This window comes from Mycobacterium sp. TY815 (genome assembly GCF_030755135.1).
Lineage (GTDB): Bacteria > Actinomycetota > Actinomycetes > Mycobacteriales > Mycobacteriaceae > Mycobacterium.
Window position 1 is genome coordinate 719,241 of the sequence record NZ_JAUFRX010000001.1, and the last position, 22,728, is coordinate 741,968.

The 22,728-nt window shown below is 65.8% G+C and carries 20 protein-coding genes; 10 read left to right on the forward strand and 10 right to left on the reverse strand.

Annotation, left to right across the window (positions count from 1 at the left end):
- Positions 1-59: 59 nt before the first annotated feature.
- A complete protein-coding gene (locus QXK92_RS03010; protein ID WP_306244156.1) occupies positions 60-692 on the forward strand; it encodes a TetR/AcrR family transcriptional regulator in 633 nt (210 codons plus the stop codon).
- Here the strand turns inward: QXK92_RS03010 and QXK92_RS03015 are convergent.
- Positions 689-1,480: a universal stress protein gene (locus QXK92_RS03015; RefSeq protein WP_306240187.1), complete on the reverse strand. Its 792-nt coding sequence runs from the start codon at positions 1,478-1,480 to the stop codon at positions 689-691. The two genes, QXK92_RS03010 and QXK92_RS03015, sit on opposite strands and share 4 nt — an antisense overlap.
- 66 nt (positions 1,481-1,546) lie before the next feature.
- Positions 1,547-2,848: an acyltransferase gene (locus tag QXK92_RS03020; RefSeq protein WP_306240188.1), complete on the reverse strand. Its 1,302-nt coding sequence runs from the start codon at positions 2,846-2,848 to the stop codon at positions 1,547-1,549.
- Positions 2,849-2,879: 31 nt separating this feature from the next.
- Here QXK92_RS03020 and QXK92_RS03025 point away from each other — a divergent pair, with 31 nt between their 5' ends.
- Positions 2,880-3,854, forward strand: a complete 975-nt coding sequence (locus QXK92_RS03025; protein ID WP_306240189.1) for an aldo/keto reductase — start codon at positions 2,880-2,882, stop codon at positions 3,852-3,854.
- Here the strand turns inward: QXK92_RS03025 and QXK92_RS03030 are convergent.
- Both QXK92_RS03030 and QXK92_RS03035 read right to left on the reverse strand, forming a co-directional pair.
- Positions 3,851-4,606 (reverse strand): acyl-[acyl-carrier-protein] thioesterase, encoded by a 756-nt coding sequence (locus QXK92_RS03030; protein WP_306240190.1) that lies wholly within the window; start codon positions 4,604-4,606, stop codon positions 3,851-3,853. The two genes, QXK92_RS03025 and QXK92_RS03030, sit on opposite strands and share 4 nt — an antisense overlap.
- 10 nt (positions 4,607-4,616) lie before the next feature.
- Positions 4,617-6,008, reverse strand: a complete 1,392-nt coding sequence (locus tag QXK92_RS03035) for an NAD(P)-binding protein (RefSeq protein ID WP_306240191.1) — start codon at positions 6,006-6,008, stop codon at positions 4,617-4,619.
- 73 nt (positions 6,009-6,081) lie between these two features.
- Between QXK92_RS03035 and QXK92_RS03040 the strand changes: the two genes are divergently transcribed.
- From QXK92_RS03040 to QXK92_RS03065, 6 genes are read left to right on the forward strand one after another with little or no spacing between them, the layout of a single operon-like run.
- Positions 6,082-6,957: an enoyl-CoA hydratase/isomerase family protein gene (locus QXK92_RS03040; RefSeq protein ID WP_306240192.1), complete on the forward strand. Its 876-nt coding sequence runs from the start codon at positions 6,082-6,084 to the stop codon at positions 6,955-6,957.
- Entirely contained in the window at positions 6,929-7,804 is an 876-nt protein-coding gene (locus QXK92_RS03045) for an alpha/beta hydrolase (RefSeq protein ID WP_306240193.1), read from the forward strand. Before QXK92_RS03040 ends, QXK92_RS03045 begins: the two co-directional genes overlap by 29 nt.
- A 7-nt stretch (positions 7,805-7,811) precedes the next feature.
- Positions 7,812-8,831 (forward strand): NAD(P)-dependent alcohol dehydrogenase, encoded by a 1,020-nt coding sequence (locus QXK92_RS03050; RefSeq protein WP_306240194.1) that lies wholly within the window; start codon positions 7,812-7,814, stop codon positions 8,829-8,831.
- Entirely contained in the window at positions 8,828-10,465 is a 1,638-nt protein-coding gene (locus QXK92_RS03055) for a tetratricopeptide repeat protein (protein ID WP_306240195.1), read from the forward strand. The genes QXK92_RS03050 and QXK92_RS03055 overlap by 4 nt, the downstream gene beginning before the upstream one ends.
- 29 nt (positions 10,466-10,494) lie before the next feature.
- Positions 10,495-11,361 carry a glyoxalase III HchA gene (gene hchA / locus QXK92_RS03060; RefSeq protein WP_306240196.1) on the forward strand — a complete coding sequence of 289 codons (867 nt, stop codon included), beginning with the start codon at positions 10,495-10,497 and terminating at the stop codon, positions 11,359-11,361.
- A gap of 26 nt (positions 11,362-11,387) precedes the next feature.
- Positions 11,388-11,906 (forward strand): cupin domain-containing protein, encoded by a 519-nt coding sequence (locus tag QXK92_RS03065; protein ID WP_306240197.1) that lies wholly within the window; start codon positions 11,388-11,390, stop codon positions 11,904-11,906.
- Here QXK92_RS03065 and QXK92_RS03070 read toward each other — a convergent pair.
- Positions 11,819-14,062 (reverse strand): molybdopterin-dependent oxidoreductase, encoded by a 2,244-nt coding sequence (locus tag QXK92_RS03070; RefSeq protein WP_306240198.1) that lies wholly within the window; start codon positions 14,060-14,062, stop codon positions 11,819-11,821. The genes QXK92_RS03065 and QXK92_RS03070 overlap by 88 nt on opposite strands.
- A gap of 112 nt (positions 14,063-14,174) precedes the next feature.
- On the opposite strand from QXK92_RS03070, the gene QXK92_RS03075 reads away from it, so the two are divergent.
- Positions 14,175-14,534 carry a DUF1801 domain-containing protein gene (locus QXK92_RS03075; protein ID WP_306244157.1) on the forward strand — a complete coding sequence of 120 codons (360 nt, stop codon included), beginning with the start codon at positions 14,175-14,177 and terminating at the stop codon, positions 14,532-14,534.
- Entirely contained in the window at positions 14,531-15,397 is an 867-nt protein-coding gene (locus tag QXK92_RS03080) for a hypothetical protein (RefSeq protein ID WP_306240199.1), read from the forward strand. The genes QXK92_RS03075 and QXK92_RS03080 overlap by 4 nt, the downstream gene beginning before the upstream one ends.
- 156 nt (positions 15,398-15,553) lie before the next feature.
- On the opposite strand, the gene QXK92_RS03085 is transcribed toward QXK92_RS03080, so the two are convergent.
- From QXK92_RS03085 to QXK92_RS03105, 5 genes are all read right to left on the reverse strand, one after another.
- Positions 15,554-18,469 carry an RND family transporter gene (locus QXK92_RS03085; RefSeq protein WP_306240200.1) on the reverse strand — a complete coding sequence of 972 codons (2,916 nt, stop codon included), beginning with the start codon at positions 18,467-18,469 and terminating at the stop codon, positions 15,554-15,556.
- Entirely contained in the window at positions 18,466-18,894 is a 429-nt protein-coding gene (locus QXK92_RS03090; RefSeq protein WP_306240201.1) for an MmpS family transport accessory protein, read from the reverse strand. The genes QXK92_RS03085 and QXK92_RS03090 overlap by 4 nt, the downstream gene beginning before the upstream one ends.
- Before the next feature lie 233 nt (positions 18,895-19,127).
- Positions 19,128-19,736, reverse strand: coding sequence for a TetR family transcriptional regulator (locus tag QXK92_RS03095; RefSeq protein WP_306240202.1), 609 nt, complete (start codon positions 19,734-19,736; stop codon positions 19,128-19,130).
- A 61-nt stretch (positions 19,737-19,797) separates the two neighbouring features.
- Complete coding sequence (locus tag QXK92_RS03100; RefSeq protein ID WP_306240203.1) at positions 19,798-20,958, reverse strand: AAA family ATPase; 1,161 nt, start codon at positions 20,956-20,958, stop codon at positions 19,798-19,800.
- A gap of 69 nt (positions 20,959-21,027) precedes the next feature.
- Positions 21,028-22,680, reverse strand: a complete 1,653-nt coding sequence (locus tag QXK92_RS03105; protein WP_306240204.1) for a PecA family PE domain-processing aspartic protease — start codon at positions 22,678-22,680, stop codon at positions 21,028-21,030.
- Positions 22,681-22,728: the final 48 nt, after the last annotated feature.

Consider the following 22,728-nt stretch of genomic DNA (forward strand, 5'->3'; position numbering starts at 1 on the left):
AGGCCGAGTCAAGGTTTCTGACGAATTCCTCAAATCTGAGGCATACTGCTGGAGTGACGATGTCAGCTGACAGCGTGAGCCGCCTGGAGCGACGCAAACAACGCACCCGTTCGGCGCTGGTCAAGGCAGCTCAGCGACTCATCGCCGAAGGCAAGGTCAACGTGCCTGTCCTGGAGATCACTCAGGCCGCAGACGTCGGGATGGGATCCTTCTACAACCACTTCGACAGCAAGGAGCAGCTGTTCGAGGCCGCGGTCGCCGATGTGCTCGACGCCCACGGGGCGCTGCTGGACCGCTTGACCGAGGCCATCGAGGATCCGGCGGAGACGTTCGCGACCAGCTTCCGCCTGACCGGCCGGATGTTTCGCCAGCGGCCGCAGGAAAGCGAGATCCTGCTGGCCAACGGCCCGGCGCTGCTGTGGTCGGACCGCGGTCTTGCGCCTCGGGCGCTGCGGGACATCAAGGCGGCCGCGGCTGCCGGCCGGTTCAAGACCGACGATCCGGAGTTCTCGCTGGCCATGGCCGGTGGCGCGCTGTTGGGTCTGGGAGCACTGCTGCGCAACGACCCGGAGCGGGACGGGGCGCAGGCCGCCGACGCCGCAACCGAGAGCGTGCTGCGCCTGTTCGGACTGTCTGCCGAGGAGGCGCACGCCATATGTCAACGGCCGTTGCCGGACTTCGCCGCAGATTAGGAACCCGCTCTGGCCGGCGACGCCCTCGCCACGATGATCGGCACATGGGTCACCGTGCCGGCAACTCCCGGGCCGAACAACATCGCCGCGAATCCGCCGTTGCCCTGAGTGTCCACCACCACAAGCTGAGCTTTCTCGGCGTGATCCACGAGTTGCTGCACCGGGTCGGTGAGTGCGGCCACCTGGTGGACCGTGACGTCCGGGTAGCGATCGGTCCAGCCGGCAAGCGCGGGGCTGGTCTCGTCGAGGCCGTTGCAGGCCTCGCAAGTATGGAGGGCCACCAGTCCCACGCCGCGTGCTGAGGCTTCCTCGAACGCGATCTCCATGAGCGACCCGGCCTCTGACGAGGCGTCGATGCCCACCAGCACCGGAGCCGCGAGGGTTTCCGGGCTGAGCTGGACGTCATCGTGGATGACGACGACCGGGCAGTGGGCGTGATGGATCAGGGTCGAACTGACCGAACAGAACTGACATTCCCCAGGTGCGCCACCTCCGGGGCAGCCGACCACCACCAGTTCGGCGTGCTCCGACAGGTCGGCCAACGCAAAAACGGGAGTAGCACAGGGCATTTCGCATCGCACCCGAACCCGGGCAGATACCGTCCGCAGGGCCTGGTCGAGCACCTGTAGTCCGCGCTCACGCTGGCTGCGCGTCCGGGCGGCGTGGGCGAGGGTAAGCGGCACGTCGCGCAGAGCCGCGTCGTAGGCGGCCCACTGGACGGCAATCGCGGAGCCGGGCGAACCGTCGACGCCCACGACGATGCCGAGATGCGTACCGCGGGTCGCCATGCCACCGCTCCTTCCGCTTCGCCTCGGAGGTTAAGTAGCCGAGGACGCCCGCGGATGGGCCATAGGTCACCGATCTGATGGTCTTCTGGCCCTAACGGTGATGAGTACCGCCCCGGTACCGAAAATCAGCGCACGAGCCCAGGGGAATCGACCGTCGGGTGCGAAGCCGTCGGCCGCGAAACACGCCAGGGCGTAGGTCGTCATTCCGGCTCCGGCCAGCAGCGCCGGTGTGGTCCAGCGTTCGGGCACCGGCGTGGTCAGCATCGGTAGCGGCGCGGCGAAAAATCTTCGGCCCCAGTACAACAGCGCTATCTCAGCGGCGGTGACAACGATGAGGATGCCGGTCCACTCCAGCCGGAACAGCCACCAGGCCGCGGTCCCCTCCGGCGGCTGCGGAAACAACCCGGCCGGGTAGCCGACGACGGCGACCAGTACGACCGGCACCATGTGCCACAGGTACAGCGCCATCACGTTGTCGTTGGCGATCGACACCACCCGTTGCAGCCCGGGCGGACGCAACGCCCGATTCAGGGCCGGAACCAGCGCGGTGGCAATGCCGATCTGGGCGCAGCCGAAGACCAGCAAAGCCACAGTGGGTGGCGTCGTGTTCTGCACCTGCTGGCCCGGCACGCCGATCATGCTGACCGGGTAGTGCCCCCATGCGACCAACAGTGCCAGCACCGTGACCGACCCCGCAGCCAGCACGACCGGCCGAAGTCCGGACAGCTGCCCGGCATGCCAGGCGATTCCGAGTTGGTAGAACGCACCCCAGCACAACAGGTAGTTCAGCAGGCCGACGTGGGGCACGTGGTACGCCACTGCGGCGACGTCGACGACAACTGCCCCGAGGGCCAGTGCCACCACCGCCCATAGCCCCCAACGGCGTTGTGCAGCAAGCGCAATGGGCGTCGACGACACCACCACCACATAGACCGCCAGGAACCACAATTGCATTGCCACGGCCCAGCCCGCGTACCGCACCACCGAGCCGGGCATGCCCGTAAGCTGCAGCGCGGCCACCAAAGCCAGAATCACCCCGACGTAGACCGCCGTCGGTCCCAGGACCCGCGCCAACCGGTGCCGCAGCCAGTTCTGCCGTGAGAAGCCTTCGTCGTCGCCCCGGTGCGCCCAGGACACCGCGGTCGCGTACCCGGCCACCATGAAGAAGGTGGGGACCGCCTGGAAACCCCACGTCAACCATTGCGTCCACGGCTGATCGACGAGCGGATTCTGGCGGCCGAAGCGGCCGTCGTGATAGGTCACCGACGACGCCAGCCAGTGCCCCAGCACGATCAGGATCACCCCTGATGCCCGCAGGAAATCCACCGCGACATTGCGCGCCGGTCGTGCGGACTCCCGATCATCCATCAGCGCGAGGGTACCCGGCACAATGACTTCTATGAGACCAGCGCGGCTTGCGGATCTGACAGTCGGACGGCTCGGCCTGGGCGCCATGGGGATGTCTGTGGCCTATGCCGGCGCCGGCAGCGACGACGACGAATCGATCCGCACGATCCACCGCGCTCTGGATCTCGGCGTGACATTGATCGACACCGCCGAGGTGTACGGCCCGTACGCCAACGAGGAACTGCTCGCCCGCGCTTTGCGCGACCGTCGGGACGGCGTGGTGCTGGCGAGCAAGTTCGGCATGATCTCTCACACCGGCCGCAACGGCCTCGACAGCAGTCCGGCCAATGTCCGCATCGCGGTGGACGGTTCACTGCAGCGCCTGCAGACCGATCACATCGATCTCTACTATCAACACCGCCTGGACCGCGACACCCCGATCGAGGACACGGTCGGGGCTCTCGCAGAGTTGGTGCAGGCCGGCAAGATCCGGCACATCGGTCTCTCCGAAGTCGGTGCGCAGACCATCCGGCGCGCCCACGCGGTGCACCCCATCACCGCTGTGCAGTCCGAATACTCGCTGTGGACGCGGGATCCCGAAGGCGCGGTGCTTCCGGCACTGCGCGAACTGGGCATCGGGTTCGTCGCCTATTCGCCGTTGGGCCGCGGCTTCCTCACCGGGGCGATCCGTTCCACCGACGGGATTCCCGACACCGACTTCCGCAAGTCAAATCCGCGGTTCGCCGCCGAGAACTTCGAACACAATCTGCGCAGTGCCGATGAGCTTCGCGACATCGCGGGCGACATCGGCGCCACGCCGGCACAGGTCGCGCTGGCCTGGTTGCTGGCGAAGGGGCCGGACATTGTTCCCATCCCCGGGACCAAGCGAGTTGCGCGCCTCGAGGAGAACGTCGGAGCCGATGCCGTCGAGTTGTCCGCCGAACAGCTGGCCAGACTCGACGGTCTCACGCCGGCGGCCGGGGAGCACCACAGCGCGGCACAGCTGAAATGGATTGACCGCGACTAGATCTTGCGCACCAGGGCTGCCGCGCGCACATCCTCGCCGACAGTGAAATCCATGCGCACCGCGTCGCCGCTGTGTTCGGAACGGATGGTCAACTCTTCGCCGTACTTGATGGGACTGCGGTACTCCAGTACGGCCCGATACGGGTTGTTCTCCAATTCGGGGTAATGGGCCAGGATTTCGTGTACGCCATGCCAGTAGATGGTGTTGTTGACGTGCTCGAAGAGGTCGATATCGGTGCGGCGCAGGGGAAACGGGGTATCGGTGGCGGCTTGGACGTGTTCGGTGACCCACGGGCGCCACTTGAGCCGATGATTGTCCGTCGTACTGCCGAAGCGCTCGATGCAGTAGTCGGTGAGCCGCGACGGCGTCAAGGTGTCCTTGTTCATGCAGATCCAGAAGCCCTGGGTCTCGATGCGCCCGCCCTGGTCGCCCACGAGTTGCACCCGCATGTCACACCACCGACTGGAAAGGCCCGCGCACCAGCGGCGAAACGTGATCTCACTGGGGATCTCGATCGGCTCCAGGACGTCGATCACGGTGCGCAGCACGATCCAGTGCGGATGAACCTCGGCCAGCCCCGCGTCGGCCAGATGTTGGGCGCCCACCTCCTGGATGTAGCGCGCGACGCCGTCCAGCCGCAGCCTGCGGTGCTCGTCGATGTCGGATGTGGCTAACTGCCAACGGGTTTGGTAAACGTAACCGTCATCGGGCACGGGCACGAGCGATGCATCCACCTCGGGATTATGAGGCACGCCTACTCCTTCAGGCTTCACTCATCAGTTTTTCCAGCTGTTCGCTGGCAGTGTCCAGCTTCTTCTGGAACATCGACACCACGCGGTCCCGCAAGCGCGGCTTGTGTGACAACGGTGGCAGCAGCTCGGCCAGCAGGTTCAACCGCGCCGAACTGAGCCAGTCGGTCAACTCGGGGTCGTCGAGCCACCGCGCGAAATTGCGCAGATCCGAGTGAGTCAGGCGGAGCCAGTCGACATCACGGTCGGGGTGCGGAATCGGTGGGCAGAGTTCGTTTTTCACTGCGTCGCCGTCGTAGGCGAACTCCACGTGGGCAATGAACGCGGCGCTGAACACCTGCTGACAGCCGCGCACCGCCTGCAGGGTCAACCGGCCGTCGTCGAAAACCGGCGTTGCGGGACGTTCGGGTGCCCCGTCGGCGGTGCAGTCGATATAGAGCGCCGAGGGCGAGGAGGTGACCGTGCCTTCGTCGAGCACGACGGCCGTGGGCTCGATGCGCTGGACGTGACCCATTCTGACCACATCCTCGATGCGGCGCAGTTGCTCGAACTCTGGTTGGGACACCGTCGCGCAGCGGTACATGCGTGGCCGCACCGAGGGGTCCAGGCGAAGCAACGTGCCGGCCGCTTCCAGTCGATCGAAGAGATCCTCGATCGAGACAGCGGCCTCGATGGCCTCGAGGGTCGCGCCGTAGTTGTCCCGGAATCGCTTGATGAACGTTGGACCCGGTTGCAGCGTCGCCCGATCCATCAGCCATGAATCGCGTGGTTTGATCCAGGTCAGGCGGTCCGCGTCAATGCCCTGCCGCAGCAACCACAGGCACACATCCATGCCGGTCTTGCCGGCGCCGATGACGACGTAGCGGTCCCGTGCGGCGAATTTGGGCAAGTCGTTCGGGGGGATGCAGTCGATGCCCGGAGCGACGGGATACGGCGCGGGCCGCATCGACGGCACGATGGCGCGCAGGTAGCTGGCGTCGACGATGCGCTGCCGGACGTTGACGAGGTACTCGGCGCCGCCGAGGGTGCGGAACCGGCCGTCGCCCAGATACTCCGACATCGGGAAGTACTCGACGCGCCCGGAGGGCAGGAACTGCTGCTGCATGACGGCGTCGAAGTAGGCGCAGACCTCGCCGACGGGGGCCAGTTCGTTCAGCCCCTCATTCCAGCCGACGATGTCAATGGTGTTGTTGCCCAATGCCCTTGAATTGACGCCGTAGTACGCCGACGGCTGGTGCAAACGCACGAACGGATACGCCGTGGTCCAGTGTCCACCCGGTTGGTGAGCCCGGTCGACGATGACGACGCGCGCGTCTGATTCGGTGATGACGGTGTCGGTGAACGCCATCCCCATGGCGCCGGCACCGATGACGAGGTAGTCGGTGTCCAAAGACTGGACACTCATTGCGGCTGCTCTCTCATGCGCCCACGATAGTGCCTGCGATCTCAGCCCTGACCAACCCGGTAAGTTCGCTCGGATGGGAGCCGATCTCACCGTGGCAATCGCCGACGGTGTCGCCGTGCTCACCCTGAACCGGCCGGAGCGGCGCAACGCCTATACCGCGCAGATGGGTGCCCTGCTCAACCAGGCCTACCGCGACTGTGACGACGACGACGCGGTGCGCGCGATCGTGCTCACCGGCGCCGGCGACACGTTCTGTGCGGGCGCCGACTTCGCCGCGCCGACAAGTCCTTTCGACGCGCCAGCGGCTGAAGAGTTCACCGCCTCACCCACCGACCCAGCGGCGTTCGAACTGCGCACCCCGGTGATCGCGGCGGTCAACGGCCATGCCGTCGGAATCGGGCTGACCATCGCCTTGCAGGCCGACATCCGGTTCGTGGCCGAGGACGCCAAATACGCTGTGGCGCAGGTGCGGCGGGGTGTCATTCCGGACTGCATGTCGCACTGGACGTTGCCGCACCTGGTGGGCGGCGCCGTCGCGGCCGAGTTGCTCTTGACCGGCCGCACCATCGACGGGCAGGAGGCGGTCGCTCTCGGGCTCGCGTCCCGCGCCTTGCCCGGACCGCAGGTGCTGGACCATGCGCTGGCCGTGGCGCGCGACATCGCGGTCAATGTGGCACCCATGTCGGCGGCGCTGAGTAAGCGACTGCTCTGGGACACCATCAGCAGGGGCTACACGCCGCGCCAGGTGGCCGCGCTGGAAACGCAGCTCCATCACCGGGTGATGGGAAGTCCGGATGCACGCGAGGGCGTCGAGGCGTTTCTGCAACGCCGACCGCCGCACTGGACCGGATCGGTGGCCCGGGAGTGGGAGCCGCTGCCCGGGATAGGGTCGAGCGATGACCAGCTGGAGAAGCCGGGCGATGCCCACACTGCTTCACCTGACGGGTAGGCATCGACCGTACGCCAGTGCGCAGGCCGCCCTGGCACACCTGGAACAACGCGCCCTGCACCCGGTACCGTTCGGGCCGCCGCCGCGGTTGCGGCCCAAGGTCGACATCACGCTGGAGCATCGATCGGGCTGGCCGATCTACACGTTGACACCGCTGGGGTCGGCGCCCGAACTCACCGTCATCTACCTGCACGGCGGCGGCTGGGTCAACGAAATCACCAGTGCGCATTGGCAATTGGCAGCACAGATTGCCCACCAGGCGGGCGCTACGGTGGTCGTGCCGATCTATCCGTTGTTGCCGACCGCGACCGCTGCCGACGTGCTGCCCGAAATCGTCGACATGGCGGCTCAGCACGCCGACGTGTGTCTGGCAGGGGACTCTGCCGGCGGTCAGATGGCCTTGTCGGCGGCGTTGATGCTGCGCGACGATCATGGCATGGCCATTCCCGCGACGGTGCTGATCTCGCCCGCGCTGGACCTTTCGCTGGGCAACCCGGACATCGCGTCGGTCGAGCCGACGGACCCGTGGCTGGGCCGCGATGCGCTGCATGTCTACGCCGAGCGCTGGCGGGGCGACCTGCCCGTCGACGATCCCCGGGTCAGTCCACTGGCTGCCGACCTGACCGGTCTTGGCCCCTTGACCGTATTCAGCGGCACCCGCGACATCTTGAATCCCGACGCGCGATTGTTGGCCGAGAAAGCCGCGGCCGCGGGCGTCGACATCGAGTACTACGAACAGCCGGGACTCATTCACGTCTACCCCTTGACTCCCACCCCCGAAGGCCGTGCCGCGTGTCGGATTATCGTCGAGCGGATCGGCGGCACAACCGGATCGACCAGGAGGTAGTCGGCGCATGAACATCCCCGACCGTCAGCAGGCCATGGTGATGAACGGGCCCGGCATCGCGCCGGTCGCCGAGGAGCGGCCGGTGGGCGAACCCGGACCGGGACAGGTGCTGATCAAGGTCAACGCCTCGAGCCTGAACTTCCACGACAACGTCAACTTGATGGGCCTGCTACCCGGGCCCTGGCCGCGAGTGCCGATGAGCGACGGAGCCGGTGAAGTGGTCGCCGTCGGCCCCGACGTCCAAGATCTGCGCGTCGGGCAGCGCGTGATGGGAGCCTTCAACCCCGGCTGGCAGGACGGCCCGCCGACGCCGGAGAACAAACGCGAGTTGCCGGGTGACAGTTGCGACGGGTGGCTGCAGCAGTACCGCGTCGCAGAGGCCACCGGCGTTGTCCCCACGCCCGAGCACCTCAGCGACGTCGAGGCCGCAACGATTCCGTGTGCCGCTGTCACGGCCTGGGCGGCACTGCGAGAGGGCAATATCGGCGCGGGTGACGTGGTGGTGACCCAGGGCACCGGTGGCGTATCGCTTTTCGCCGTGCAACTGGCGCAGACACTGGGCGCCACCACCATTCTGACGTCGTCCTCGGACGACAAGCTCAAGGTCGGGTCCGATTTGGGCGCAACGCATTTGATCAACTACCGCACCACCCCGGGGTGGGACGCGGAGGTGAAAAGGCTCACCGACGGCCGCGGCGCAAACCTCGTGGTCGAGCTCGGCGGACCCGCCACCCTGCCCCAGTCGCTGCATTCGACGCGGATGGCCGGCACGATCGCGGTGATCGGTGTGCTCAGCGGATTCGACATGACGCCCATCGCTGTCGCCGAGGTGATGCTGAACAACCTGCGCATCATCGGGATCACCGTCGGCAGCGTGCGCACGCACCGGGAAGTGTGCGAGGTGATCGCGAAGGCTGAGATCAAGCCGCACATCAGCCACGTATTCGGCTGGGACCAACTCGATGAGGCGCTGAGGGTGATGCGGGCCGGCGAACATGTCGGCAAGATCGCCCTCACCATCCCGTGACCTCCGAGCCGCCGTACCTCGACCTCGGCAGTTATCACCGCCCGGTCGACACCGTTGCGCCGCAAGCGCAGCTGTGGTTTGACCGCGGCCTGATCTGGGCCTACGCCTTCAACCATGAAGAGGCGATCCGGTGCTTCGAGCGCGCCCTCGATCATGACCCCGATCTGGCCATCGCGCGGTGGGGCATCGCGTATTCGGTTGGGCCCAATTACAACAAGGCATGGGACGCCTTCGATCCGGTCGACCTGGCGGCATCACTGTCCCGTGCCCGTGCGGAACTCGCGGCGACCACCCAGGGGCGGGCGAGCGATGTCGAGCAGGGACTGATTGCAGCCCTGCGCTCACGGTTTTCGGAGGACCTGGACGCAGGACGGCTCGCTTATGCCGACGCGATGACGGCGTTGGCCGCAGATTTTCCCGGCGACATCGACGTGCAGGCCCTGGCCGCCGACGCGCTGGTCAACGTCACGGCCTGGGCCCTGTGGGACACCGCCACCGGCCAACCCGCGGAGGGCTCTCGTGCCCTGGAGGCCCGGCGGATCCTGGAGGATGCCCTGGCCGGGCCCCGGGGTCGTGCCCACCCGGGGATACTGCACCTGTACCTGCACACGATGGAGATGTCGGCGACGCCCGAAGCGGCCCTGCCGGCAGCGGACCTGCTGCGCGGCCTGGTGCCTGACGCGGGGCATCTGCAACACATGCCGAGTCACATCGATGTGCTGTGCGGCGACTATCGCAGCTCCATAGTTGCCAATAGCGCTGCAGTACAAGCAGATCGGCGTTTTGTGGAGCGCGAGGGCGCGCTGAACTTCTATTCGCTCTACCGCGCGCACGATCTGCACTTCATCGTGTATTCGGCGATGTTTCAGGGGCAATCGCAAATTGCATTGCAGGCCGCCGACGAACTGGCCGGGCAGCTGACGCCCGAATTGCTCGCCGTTGCGTCGCCGCCGATGGCGGACTGGCTTGAGGCGTTCGTTCCGTTGCGAACCCATGTGCTGGTGCGGTTCGGCCGGTGGGACGACTTGATCGCCCAGCCGTTGCCGGCCGACCCGGATTTATACTGCACCACCGCGACGACGGTCCATTACGGGCGTGGCGTCGCCTTCGCGGCTAGCGGACGGCTGGTTCAAGCGCATGCCGAGCGCGAGGCGTTTGCCGAGGCCTACGCGCGGATCCCGGAATCCCGGTCTCTGTTCAACAACACCAGTCGCGACATCCTCGCGGTGGCAGCCGCCATGCTCGACGGCGAGATCGCTTATAGGGAAGGATCTTTCGACGAAGCGTTCAGGTATCTGCGGCATGCCGTCGAACTCGACGACGGGTTGCCGTACGACGAGCCGTGGGGCTGGATGCAACCCACCCGGCATGCCTACGGCGCGCTGCTGCTCGAGCAGGGCCACGTCGAAGAGGCCGCGGCGGTGTACGCCGCTGATCTGGGGCTGGACCCCACGCTGGCGCGGTGTTGCCAGCATCCGGGCAACGTGTGGAGTCTGCACGGCTACCACGAGTGTCTGCAGCGGTTGGGGCGTCACCAGGAAGCGGTGATCATCGGCCAGCAGCTCTCCCTGGCCGCCGCGCGTGCCGATGTGCCGATCCGCGCGTCGTGCGCCTGCCGACTAAGCGGCGTTTAGCCGGCGACCTACAGGGGCAGCTTGTGAGCATGACCGACGACTTGAGTAAAGACCCCACCCCAGACGACGCCGAGGACAACGCGTTCTTTCCGTCGCCGTACTCCTTGAGCGAGTACACGCAGCCCAAAACCGACTTCGACGGCGTGGCGCATCCGGGCGCCTACACCGAGGGACGGTGGAAGGTGCTGGTGATTGCCACCGAAGAACGTTACCTCCTGCTGGAGAACGGCAAGATGTTCTCCACCGGCAACCATCCCGTCGAGACATTGCTGCCACTGCACCACCTGATGGAGACGGGTTTCGAGGTCGACGTCGCCACGGTCACCGGCTATCCGGTCAAGCTGGAGCTGTGGGCCATGCCGCGCGAGGACGACGCCGTACTGGCCACCTACGAAGCGCTCAAACCCAAGTTCAAGCAGCCGAAGAAACTTTCCGAGGTGGTGGCCAACGACCTGGGCTCCGATTCGGACTACCTTGCCGTGTTCATCCCGGGCGGCCACGGCGCGATGATCGGCCTGCCGGACAGCCCCGCGGTAGGACAGACGCTGCAATGGGCACTGACCAACGACAGATTCATCGTCACGTTGTGCCACGGCCCGGCGGCACTGCTCGCGGCCGCGTTGGACGGGCAGGAATCGCCCTTCACGGGCTACTCGGTGTGCGTATTTCCCGATGCGCTGGACTCCGGTGCCAACATCGACATGGGTTATCTGCCAGGACGATTGACTTGGCTGCTCGCCGACCGATTGGGCAAGCAGGGCCTGACCATCCTCAACGACGACATGACCGGCAAAACCCACCAGGACCGCAAATTGATCACCGGCGACAGCCCGCTGGCCGCGAACGAACTCGGTCGCGTCGCCGCCGACGCGCTGCTGGAAGCAGCCGGTAGTTGAGGTTGCTGCGGCTAGAGTCCTAACGCATGTCAGAGGAGTCAGCACGCAACTTCGTCTCACTGCCGGAAGGGTCGCAAGGTCCGCTGTCTGCACCCGCGGGACGGCTGCTGATCACCGGGGTCGACGCGACCGGCCGATCGTGTGCGGAGCAGGACGGCCCGGTCACGCTGGATGGCTTCCCGGGTTTCGAGGGCCTCCTGTTCTCCGTGCTCTATGCGACGCCGTCGGCCCCCGCGATCTCTCCTGGTGGTCGCAGCGCCGACACCCTCGACCTGGGCGTCCCGCCCGGCACCATCAACTGGAAGATCATCGATTACGGCCCCGGCGTGGCCTTTTCGATGCACCACACCGACACTGTAGACCTCGATCTCGTGCTATCCGGCTCGGTGGAGCTGATATTGGACGACGGCGCGCATCCGCTGGAAGCCGGTGACACCGCCGTCGTCACCGGCGTTGATCACGCGTGGCGTACCGGTCCGGACGGGTGCCGGCTCTCGGTGATGTCGGTCGGCGTGTCCGCAGATACCGGTTCCACCGCCACATAGCTAGAACTCATCGCCGGCGTCTGGGACAACGGATCCACCGGTTCGCCATCGATCAGCAGGTTGCGATTCACGCCGAAGATCTGAGGTGCCGCCGTGCCGTGCGGGTCGAAGACGCGCGAACCCCAACCGTGTGCCATGACGAGAAGCCCACGCCGGGGCCGGTCACTCAACGATGCCCGCACCTCGACAGCGCCGGCAGGGGAGTGCACCCGCACCATATCGCCATCGGCGATGCCGAGGTCGGCTGCGTCGGCGGGGTGGATGAGCGCGACGCTGCCCTTGCCGCCGGGATGCAGACCGGGTAACTCGTTCAGGAAGGAGTTCATCGAATGGCGATGGCGGCGGTTGCCGAGTTGGAACGGGTACCCGCGAGGCGCTTCGGGTGCAGGTGCGGCAAGCAGGTCACGGGCGCGGGCAACCAGGGCGGGCGGCGCGATGTGCACCCGCTTGTCGGGAGTGCGCAGCGCGTCCTTGAAGTGGCCGTATTCGCGCGGGCCGAGCACCATGCCGTGCTGGTCAGCAATCACATCGCGCCACTTCAGCTTGCGGCCGTTGACCTTTCGTGACGTCTTGAGCAACAGCCGGTTGATCCAGTGTGGGGAGAATTCCAGCGCTGGGCGACGGGTGGTGCGCGCCAGTCGCCGGCTGGCTTTGATGAACGCGTTGAGGCCCTTGACGCCGAACAGCGGGAGCTTCATGGCCAGCGTCAGATCGACGAAGATCCGCCACGCCTCATGCGCTCCCGCCGGTGGTTCGACCGCCCGCCGGCCATATTGCAGGTAGGGCTCGTCATGCAGACTGCTGGTGAGCGCGAGCAGATCATCGCGTTCGAGCCAGTGCACCGCAGGCAGCAACCAGTGCGCGTGGCGGTGGCTTTCGCGCTGAACCATGTCGATGACCACCAGCAGGTCGAGCTGTGCCAGGGCGTCGTCCAGGGCGGACCCGTCCGGACCGGAGATCACCGGGTTGCCGGCATTGATCAGTAGGGCTCGGATCTGTCCCGGGCCGGGTGTGGTGATCTGAGCGGGCAGTTCGCTCAACGCGTGCACACCTGCCACCATCGGGCGGCCGGTCAGCCTGCTGCGGTGATCGGACGGCTTGATGGCGGAGGCCAGCCTTATCGCATCCAGATAGCCGGGTTCGAAACGCCGGCCACCGGGGCGGTCCATGCGTCCGGTGATGACGTTGAGCACCTGGCCGAGCCATTCACCCACCGTTCCGGTCAGATGCAGCGAGACGCCGGTCCGTGTCACCGCCATAGCGGCTGGTGCGGTAGCGAATTCCCTTGCGATCGTTTCGATTTGCGGGCGCGGCACATCGCACCGCAGGGCCAGGTCGTCCAGGTCGGCTTCGGCCACCAGTGCCCGAAGGGCAGCCATGCCGGTGGTCAGTTGCGCACAGTCGGTTTGGTGTTCGAGGCGTTGGTCAAGAATGACTTTCACCATGGCCAGCAGCAGAGCCCAGTCCTGACCGGGGCGTACCGCGATATGGACGTCGGCCTTGTCGGCGGATTCGGTACGCAGCGGATCGACGACGACGATGGTGGCGCCCTGCCGCTGGCGGGCCAGTGCCCGCTGCCATCCGGCGGGTACGCTTTCCAGCCAGTTCCAGGCGCTCACTGCGGGATTGGCGCCGATCAGGAGGATGTAGTCGCAACGGTCGATGTCGGAGACGGGCACCATGATCGAGGAGCCGTACATCGCCTCCGCGACGACGTGCACGGCGTTCTGGTCGACCGACCCCACCGCGTAACGGTTCTGGGTGCCCACCGCATCCAGCCAGCCGTTCATGAACATCAGATTCGACGACGAGTATCCGGCGGGGTTGCCGTAATAGGCGCCGATGGCGTCGGGGCCGTCGGCGTCGATCAGTGCCGTCATCCGGGCGGCGATGTCGGAAATCGCTTCTTCCCAGCTTGATTCGACGTACCGGTCGCCCACCCGCCGCAGCGGAGCGCGGATCCGGCGCGGATGTTCGACGAGTTGGGCGGCATTGCGGCCCTTCGCGCAGAAATCCTGCCAGCTGTGCGGGTTCTGCTTGTCAGCCGAGATCTTGGTTACCCGGTTGTCCTCGACGGTGACCTCGACGCCGCAGGCAGCCAGGCAGTAGCGGCAGAAGGTGAAGACCGTCCGCGCGTCTCCCGACGGGTGTCCCATGCTCGGAGCGTCACCCTCCCGTCCGTTTCCGTATGGCTTTACCGCCGTTACAATCTCGCCTGAAACTGTATCGCATGCCGAGGGGGATGACGTGGCCGATTCACCGTCGAAGATGATTGACGCGCGTATCGCGGAACTGGATGACTGGCGCGGCGCGACACTGGCACACATCCGGGAATTGATCCACGATGCCGACCCCGACGTCGTCGAAGAGTGGAAATGGCGGGGAGTCCCGGTGTGGTACCACGACGGAATGATCTGCACCGGCGAGACGTACAAGAATGTGGTCAAGGTGACCTTCGCCAAAGGCGCGTCGTTGCCGGACCCGTCCGGCCTGTTCAACTCGAGTCTGGACGGAAACACCCGTCGTGCCATTGACATTCGTGGGGAAGACGCGATCGATGACGAGGCGCTGAAGGCGCTCATCCGAGACGCGGTGGCGCTCAATGAGGCGAAGAAGTCCGGAAAATGAGTGGCCAACCGCGCGACATCCGGGAGTTGCTGGGCGATGCAGACGCCTACCGGGATGAGTTGTACCGGCGTTGGACCGGCCTGCTCAGTTACCGGTACATCGGGCGCAACCACTCGTCGATGAACCTCGGCGAGGTGGACAACACGGTGGTGATCCGCCGCGATATGCGTAACGAAGCCGGCGGCATCATGGTTGCCCCGCTTGCCATCTCATCGCCGGAAGGCTGTCAGACCGACATGGTGGCGGTGCCCAACCCGGTGATCGCGTCGGTGCAGATCGTCGACCCCGGCTACGACGTCAGCCGGATCGAGATCGTCGATTCGGGCATCGTCCACCAGGGCCGCACGATGGGCTACGGGCGGTGCAAGATCGTCGACGCCGACAATCCCGACCGGGTCATCGCCTTCAACGAGGGCCAGGGCGCGATCATCGGCATCCCGCCGGAAGGGCTTGACCGGATGGATGTTTCGGGCACCGAGCTGGTGATCGAGGACTCCCCGGATCTGCCGCCGTTGTGGCAGGCGTTCGGGGCTGCCAGGCGCGACGACGGGCATTGGGTGCTGCCCGCGTTGAGCGCCGAATACGCTTCACCCGACGCGGCCCTGCACATCGGGCCGCAACACGTGGTGCTGGAGACCGCGGCGACCGATCTCGCCGCCCGGGTTGCCGGGACACGCCGGCTGCAGGTCACCAGCTGGCACGTGATGTTCATGTCCCGCGGAAAGGTGGGTCCGTTCCGGGTGGAGGGTTCGGCCCACCCCGGCGGGCCCGGACGCGTCGGGGTGCGGATGCTGCTGCACGACGAGGGCAATGGCGACAAGGCCGTCACCTCGGCAGCGGCGCTGTTCGACATCGTCGGCTGAGCGCTACCGCCGTCGTCGCTGCTGCGTCCTCGTCACCCCGCGTGTCCTCGTCACCACGCGCGTCCTCGTCACCCCGGTCGTCCACGTCACCCCACGCCGACTGTGAATTCCACTACGCGACGCGCCGGCGAAGCGTCGCAGAATTCGCACTCGGCGTCAGACCGAGGTCAGCGACTCCGTCTTGGCCTGGTCCGCCGCGGGAGTAGGCCAGGGGGAGGGCTTCGGGCGCTGCCGGACCCGCTGCGGCCACCAGAACCACTTACCCAACAGGGCCGCGATCGAAGGCGTCATCAGTGACCGCACGATGAGGGTGTCGAACAGCAGACCCAGACCGATGGTCGTGCCCACCTGCCCGATCACGATGAGCTCGCTGACCGCCATCGTCATCATCGTGAAGGCGAACACCAGCCCCGCCGAGGTGACCACGGACCCGGTGCCACCCATGGCCCGGATGATGCCGGTGTTCAGGCCGGCATGGATCTCCTCCTTGAACCGGGACACCAGCAGCAGGTTGTAGTCCGCGCCGACCGCCAGCAGGATGATCACCGACATCGCCAGCACCATCCAGTGCAGCTCGATGCCGATCAGGTGTTGCCAGATGAGCACCGAAAGCCCGAAAGACGCGCCGAGCGAGAGCAATACGGTGCCCACGATCACCGCCGAGGCCACCACGCTTCGGGTCAGGACCAGCATGATGATGAAGATCAGGCACATGGACGCGATTCCGGCGATCAGCAGGTCGTAGTTGCTGCCTTCCTGCATGTCCTTGAAGGTGGCCGCGGTGCCGCCGAGGAGGATCTTGGAGCCCTCCATCGGCGTGCCCTTCAGCGCCTCGTAGGTCGCCTTCTTGATCGCGTCGATATGCGAAATGCCTTCCGCGGACATCGGATCGCCGTCGTGACTGATGATGAAGCGCACCGCGTGGCCGTCGGGCGAGATGAAGTTCTTCATACCCTTCTTGAACTCGGGGTTGTCGAACGTCTCCGGCGGCAGGTAGAACGAGTCGTCGTTGCGGGACGCGTCGAAGGCCCGGCCCATGGCAGAGGAGTCGCGTTGCGCCCGCTGCTGCTGTTCCAGCAGACCCTTCTGGGTCGAATACATGGTCAGCATCATGGTTTTCATGTTCTTCATGTTTTGGATCATCTCGGGCATCAGCGCCACCATCTTCGGCATCAGCGTGTCGAGGTGATCCATCACCGGCAGCAGGCTCTGGATGTCGTCGGTCATCGTGTCGACGCCGTCGAGAGCGTCGAACACCGACCGCAGCGAGAAGCACACGGGGATGTCGTAGCAGTGCTTCTCCCAGTAGAAGTAGGACCGGATCGGCCGGAAGAAGTCCTCGAAATCGGCCATGTGGTCCCGCAATTCGGCGACGTCGATGGTCATCGCGTGCATCTTGCCGACCATCACGTGCATGTCGGCGGCCATCTGCGTGGTGATGCTCTGCATCTGCTCCATGCTGTTGATCGTCGTCTGCATCTCATCCGACTGCTTGAGCATGTCGGCAATCTGATCTTCCTGATACTTCTGCGTCATCTGCTGGGAGACGCCCTGCACGCTGATCTGGAACGGGATCGAGGTGTGCTCGATCGGCTTGCCCTCGGGCCGGGTGATGGCCTGCACGCGGCTGATGCCGGGCACCCGGAAGATGGCCTTGGCGATCTTGTCGATGACCAGGAAGTCCGCGGAGTTGCGCAGGTCGTGATCGCTTTCGATCATCAGCAGCTCGGGATTCATCCGGGCCTTGGAGAAGTGCCGGTCGGCGGCCGCGTAGCCGGCGTTGGCCGGCAGATCGGCGGGTAGGTAGTTGCGGTCGTTGTAGTTGGTCCGGTAACCCGGCAGCGTCAGCAGACCGATGAGCGCGATGCCGATCGTCACGACCAGGATCGGGCCGGGCCACCGCACGACGGCGGCGCCGATCTTGCGCCAACCGCGAATTCGCTGCGCACGCTTGGGCTCCAGGGTCTGCCGAAAGCGTGATGCGACAGAGATGACCGCAGGGCCGAGTGTCAGGGCCGCGAGCACCACCACGACCATGCCGATTGCCAGCGGGATCCCGAGCGACTGGAAGTACGGCAGGTTGGTGAAGTGCAGGCAGAAGGTGGCGCCGGCGATGGTCATGCCGGACCCCAGCACGACGTGGGCCGTGCCGTGGAACATGGTGTAGTACGCGTCTTCTCGCGATTCGCCGACGGCCCTGGCTTCCTGATATCGACCGATGAGGAAGATCGCGTAGTCGGTGGCGGCGGCAATGGCCAGGGTGACCAACAGGTTTGTGGCGAACGTCGACAGCCCGATGACCTGGTGGTAGCCCAGGAAGGCGACCACACCGCGCGCGGCGGCCAGCTCGAACACCACCATGCCCAGCGTGAGCAGCACCGTGATGATGGAGCGGTACACCAACAGCAGCATCGCGATGATGACGACGAACGTCGCCATGGTGATCAGCTGCAGGCTGCGGTCACCGGCGAGGTGCTGGTCGGCTTCCAGTGCCGAGGGTCCGGTGACGTAGGCCTTGACCCCGTTGGGCGGCTTGGCGCTGTCGACGATGTGCTGAACGGCCTCGACCGAGTCGTTGGCCTTGGTCTCACCCATGTTTCCGACGAGATAGACCTGCACGTAGGCGGCCTTGCCATCGTTGCTCTGGGCGCCGGCTCCGGTGAGCGGGTCGCTCCAGAAGTCCTGGACGTGCTCGACGTGTTGTTTGTCGGCCTCGAGTTTGCGGACGATCTCGTCGTAGTACGCGTGTGCATCGGCGCCGAGCGCGTTCTGGCCCTCCAGCACGATCATCACCGAGCTGTTGGACTTGTACTCCTTGAACACTTCGCCGACGCGCTTGGTGGCGATCACCGATTGCGCGTCGTCGGGGCTCATCGAGACCGAGCGCATCTTGCCGACCTCGTCGAGCTGCGGGACCACCGTGTTGAGGACGGCAATCAGCGCTATCCAGCCGATGATGACCGGCACCGCGAATTTCCGCAGGAAACGCGGAATCGCCGGACGCGTGGCGTGTTTCGGGATCGGGGCGGTGTCGGCGTTGTCGGGCCGTCGGTCTTCGAGGGTCGTGCTCATGCTGATTTCACCAAGCAGGATGTCAGGGCGTGCACGCCGTTGGAAATTTTCTCGTCCTTGATTTCGTCGTCGACGGTGATGCGACAGCCGAGGTAGTCACCGTCGCTCTGTGCGGAGATGTTGGGAAACACCGACGGGGCGGTGGTGCTGAGCACCAGCGTCCACGGCAGCGGCGCGTCGTCCAGGCGCCGCGGTTCGGCACTGAGATCCAGATAGTTCACGTTGGCGGTTGTCGCCGAACCGAAGATCTCGTACTTGACCACCTTGGGCTTGAACGGCTTCGAGTCGTCCACCTTCGGGCTGGTCAGCGTGTCCGCGTTCTCGGCGGTGAAGAACGACTTGACCCGGTGCACGGTGAACCCGCCGATCGCCACCACGGCCACGATCAACAGCGGCAACCAGGCGTTACGCACCAATCTCGCCATCTGCACTACGCGATCCCTTCTGGGCCGGGTGATCCGATCTGCTGAGTCGTGTTGCGTTGGAATGCAAGAGGTTTGAGGCTGAACTGTGCCCCTTGCAGACCAAAACGGCCCGACGTGAAGCGGGCGGATGTCTCGATCAACCGAGGCATAATCGTGTTCCGCCGCCGGACCATGAATACATAATCTGCACTTTTTGCAGATCATGCAAGTTTATGTGTTTTCGGTCACGCCGATCACTTGCTGAAAATGCTGTTGACCAGCGCCGCGGCCCGCTCGACGTAGGGCATCGGCGTGTCGTCGGCGTCCTCGGGTTCGCCACTCGACCACCGCTCGATGCCCGAACGCACGGCCGTCAGCGCCAGTGCGGAGATCAGCGCCGGGATCTCATCGTCGGAAGGCAAACCCTGGCGCTTGGCGACGATTTCGGTCAGCTGGCTCTGGAAGCGCTCCAGGTCGGCCAGGAACGCCGCCAGCACCGCCGGGGTGGTCTTGGCCAGGTCCAGCATGCAGACGGCCTGCTCGCGCTGCGGCGGCATGTCGCGCAGATGGTGTCCGGCCAGCGTGATCAGATCCGCCAGGACCACCGACAACGGCGCGGGGCCGGCGGCGACGAACTCCTGGGCCAACTCGGGGGGCAGGTCCGATGGGCCGTACGCGATGGCCGCTTCCTTGTTGGGGAAGTAGTTGAAGAATGTGCGGGTCGAGATGCCCGCCTGCACGCAGATCTCCTCGATGGTGACCTTGTCCCAACCGCGTGCTTGCGCCAGGCGCACGGCGGCTCCGCGGATGTCCGCGCTGGTCTGGCGGCGGCGACGCTCGCGCAGGCCCATTGGATTCGCCATGTGCTCATATTTGCACAAACTGCACACTTTGCACGCATAACGAGGCGCAGGCCACTCTGGCTCAGCGTTTGCCCCAGTCCCACGGGGGCGTCGTCAGCAAACTCTGTCCGGTGATCCGAGTCTCGCCGAAATCTTTGTACAGCTCGATCTCCACGGAGTCCCCGGAGCCGTCGTCGAGGAGCGTGCGCAGCGCATCCGAATGGGTGACCACGACGACCTGAGTGTTTTCGCCCGCTACCCGGATCAGCGCGGCCAGCGGGCCGACCAGGCTCGGGTGCAGCGAGGTCTCCGGTTCGTTGAGCACCATCAGCGAGGGGCGTTGCGGGCTGAGTAATGCCGCTGCCCACAACAGGAATCGCAGTGTGCCATCGGATAATTCGGCCGCACGCAGGGGGCGCAACATGCCGCGCTGCTGTAGCTGAAGATCGAACAGGCCGTTGCTGACGTCGACCGCGACGGTGGCGCCGTCGAACGCCTCGGCGACGATCCGGCTCAGGTCGTCGAATCCTGCTTCGATGATGGTCTGGATCGCCGCGGCCAGATCCCTGCCGTCGTCGGAGAGCACCGGGGTGCGGGTACCCACCTGCGGAACGCGGGCCGGGGCGGCGGCGTCGACCCGGAAGCCGTCGTAGAACCGCCAGCCACGGAGCCGCTCGCGGACTGCGGCGAGTTCTGGAAGTGCTTGCGGGTGGGCGTATTCGGTGAGCACGCTGCGGTAGGGCGGCAGTGTGCGGCTCAGCTCGTCAAAGCCTGAATCGGAGCTGACCTCGGCGAAGTCCCGGGTGCGGCGAACCAGGGTGGTGGCGCGCCGCAGCACCGGGCCTGCGAATATCGCCTCGCGCTTGATCTCCGGGTCGCGGGAGAAGGCCGAACCGTAGCCCGCCATCTGCGGTATGCCGAGATCGACAAGATAGCCGAAATCGTCTGCGGCGAAGCCGAGTTCGAGCGACAGTGGGCGAGTGCGCGTGGTGCCCTGGGTTTTTCCCTGTTTGCGGGCTCCTGCCAGCTGCTCCGGACCGGCCCACAGCACCGATTCCAGACCGCCCTCGCGCGCCAGCGAGCCGATGACTTCGCCGCGTCCGCAATCGGCGAGAAGGCGCAGCGCGCGGTACACCGACGACTTGCCGGTGCCGTTGGCGCCGGTGACGACCGACAGCTGGCCGAGTGGCAGCACGATGTCGCGCAGCGAGCGGTAGCCGCGCACGGCAATCGTCTGCAACATGGGGCCGACTTTAGCGGCGGGGGGTGACAGGGGTGGAACTAGCTGTGGGGCAAGGCAATTTGCTGAGAGCTAAGTGTTAACGACTGTAGTTCCGACACCGCCGGGGCTGTAGCTGGTGTACATCGGTTGCAGATAGAAGGGCAGGAATCCGGTGTTCATCAGGCCGGATGAGATGACCGTGGGTTTGTAATCGTTCGTGTTGTACGAGTAAAGCGGGTTGGTGAAGCCCGGGCCGCCATAGACCGCGATGTTTGTGTTTGCCGGCAAGCTGCCTGCGCCGCCGATTACCGACGACGGCATCGTTCCCAGCACACCGCCGGAGTCGACGATCGAGGGCACGGCTATGGGAGTCCCGCCATTTATAGAAACGTACAACGTAGTGATCGGGGAGCCGTTGAGCGAGAAGTTGACCGGTCCAGGGTTCGGGCCGAATTGCAGCGTCCCGCCTTGCATGTCGATGAGCGCGCCCTGGCTGAGATTGCCCGGCAAGTACTGGTTCGGAATGGTGGGCCCCGGTCCCACCGCATTCGGTCCTAGACCCCAGACGCCGTCCACGCCCGCTGATGCGAAGTACGCGTCGAAGGGGGTGACGAATGGGTTCTTCAGGAACTCGGTGAAGTAGGCCGAGATAGCGAAGGGTGACGTGGGGATTGAGAACAGGACGACATTGACGGCAGTAGGCGCGGTCACGAGACCGTTGCCGAAGTCCACCGACGTGGGGTAGCTGGCAAAGAGGTAAGTCAGCCCGCCGCTGTAGGCGCTGATGTTCAGTCCGTGCGGGATGCCCAGCTTGAGCAGTCCGGGCAGGCCGCCGATGTCTTTCATTTGCATGACCAGGCCCGCGGATCCGGTGTCGACCAGGATCGGACCGCTGGTGTAGCCGTTGACGGAGAGATTGACGACCGGTTCGGTGGTCATGATGGTCGGCATAGAGATCGTCCTGCCGTCCCAGCCGGCACCGCTGAAGCCCTGGCCGCCCCAGATCGCGCCGCCGTGGCCGCCGGTGCCGCCGTACCCCAGAGGGTAGGTAGCCAGGGTGCCAAGTCCGCCGGCGCCGCCGTTCCCGCCGGTGCCCAGCAGATATGCAACGCCCCCGGCTCCGCCGGTTCCCCCCGCGCCTGCGCCGTTCGCGCCGCCCGTGCCGCCCCAGCCGCCGTTACCGAACAACCAGCCGCCGTTGCCGCCGGCCCCGCCGGCTCCACCATTGGCACCCGTGCCGCCGGCCCCGCCATTACCGAAGAACCCGGCGGAACCACCCGCGCCACCTGCCCCGGCCACCGTCTGCGAGTAACCATTGCCGCCGTTGCCCCACAGCAACCCGCCGGCGCCGCCGTTGGGCGACGCGGCGGTGCCTGCTGCCCCGTCGCCGATCAGCGGACGTCCCAGCAGCAGCTGGGTGGGCGCATTGATAATGCCGAAAACGGGGTCAAGCACGGATGCGGCCGTCGCCTCCGCGCTCGCATAGGACCCGGCCGAGCTACCGAGTAACAGCACAAACTGCTGCTGGAATGCGCTGAGCTGGGTATTGAGCGCCTGATATTCCTGGCCGAACCCGGCGAACAGCGTCGCGATCGCGGCCGAGACTTCGTCAGCCGCGGCGGCCGCGACCCCCGTGGTCGGAAGAGCCGCCGCCGCATTGGCTGCGGCCAGCGCCGAACCGATGTTCTCGAGATCCGCTGCCGCCGACGTGACCCAGTCAGGAGCCACGGCTAGAAACGACACGTCGCCCCCTAAGCGTCAATCACCGGTATGTGCGCCAAGCGTATCGAG

What these genes read in the sequence shown, in the direction of transcription:
- QXK92_RS03010 (WP_306244156.1), top strand. Translation starts at nt 60, where the DNA reads ATGTCAGCTGACAGCGTGAGCCGCCTGGAGCGACGCAAACAACGCACC.
- QXK92_RS03015 (WP_306240187.1), bottom strand. Translation starts at nt 1,480, where the DNA reads ATGGCGACCCGCGGTACGCATCTCGGCATCGTCGTGGGCGTCGACGGT.
- QXK92_RS03020 (WP_306240188.1), bottom strand. Translation starts at nt 2,848, where the DNA reads ATGGATGATCGGGAGTCCGCACGACCGGCGCGCAATGTCGCGGTGGAT.
- QXK92_RS03025 (WP_306240189.1), top strand. Translation starts at nt 2,880, where the DNA reads ATGAGACCAGCGCGGCTTGCGGATCTGACAGTCGGACGGCTCGGCCTG.
- QXK92_RS03035 (WP_306240191.1), bottom strand. Translation starts at nt 6,008, where the DNA reads ATGAGTGTCCAGTCTTTGGACACCGACTACCTCGTCATCGGTGCCGGC.
- QXK92_RS03040 (WP_306240192.1), top strand. Translation starts at nt 6,082, where the DNA reads ATGGGAGCCGATCTCACCGTGGCAATCGCCGACGGTGTCGCCGTGCTC.
- QXK92_RS03045 (WP_306240193.1), top strand. Translation starts at nt 6,929, where the DNA reads ATGCCCACACTGCTTCACCTGACGGGTAGGCATCGACCGTACGCCAGT.
- QXK92_RS03050 (WP_306240194.1), top strand. Translation starts at nt 7,812, where the DNA reads ATGAACATCCCCGACCGTCAGCAGGCCATGGTGATGAACGGGCCCGGC.
- hchA (WP_306240196.1), top strand. Translation starts at nt 10,495, where the DNA reads ATGACCGACGACTTGAGTAAAGACCCCACCCCAGACGACGCCGAGGAC.
- QXK92_RS03065 (WP_306240197.1), top strand. Translation starts at nt 11,388, where the DNA reads ATGTCAGAGGAGTCAGCACGCAACTTCGTCTCACTGCCGGAAGGGTCG.
- QXK92_RS03070 (WP_306240198.1), bottom strand. Translation starts at nt 14,062, where the DNA reads ATGGGACACCCGTCGGGAGACGCGCGGACGGTCTTCACCTTCTGCCGC.
- QXK92_RS03075 (WP_306244157.1), top strand. Translation starts at nt 14,175, where the DNA reads ATGATTGACGCGCGTATCGCGGAACTGGATGACTGGCGCGGCGCGACA.
- QXK92_RS03080 (WP_306240199.1), top strand. Translation starts at nt 14,531, where the DNA reads ATGAGTGGCCAACCGCGCGACATCCGGGAGTTGCTGGGCGATGCAGAC.
- QXK92_RS03085 (WP_306240200.1), bottom strand. Translation starts at nt 18,469, where the DNA reads ATGAGCACGACCCTCGAAGACCGACGGCCCGACAACGCCGACACCGCC.
- QXK92_RS03090 (WP_306240201.1), bottom strand. Translation starts at nt 18,894, where the DNA reads ATGGCGAGATTGGTGCGTAACGCCTGGTTGCCGCTGTTGATCGTGGCC.
- QXK92_RS03095 (WP_306240202.1), bottom strand. Translation starts at nt 19,736, where the DNA reads ATGGCGAATCCAATGGGCCTGCGCGAGCGTCGCCGCCGCCAGACCAGC.
- QXK92_RS03100 (WP_306240203.1), bottom strand. Translation starts at nt 20,958, where the DNA reads ATGTTGCAGACGATTGCCGTGCGCGGCTACCGCTCGCTGCGCGACATC.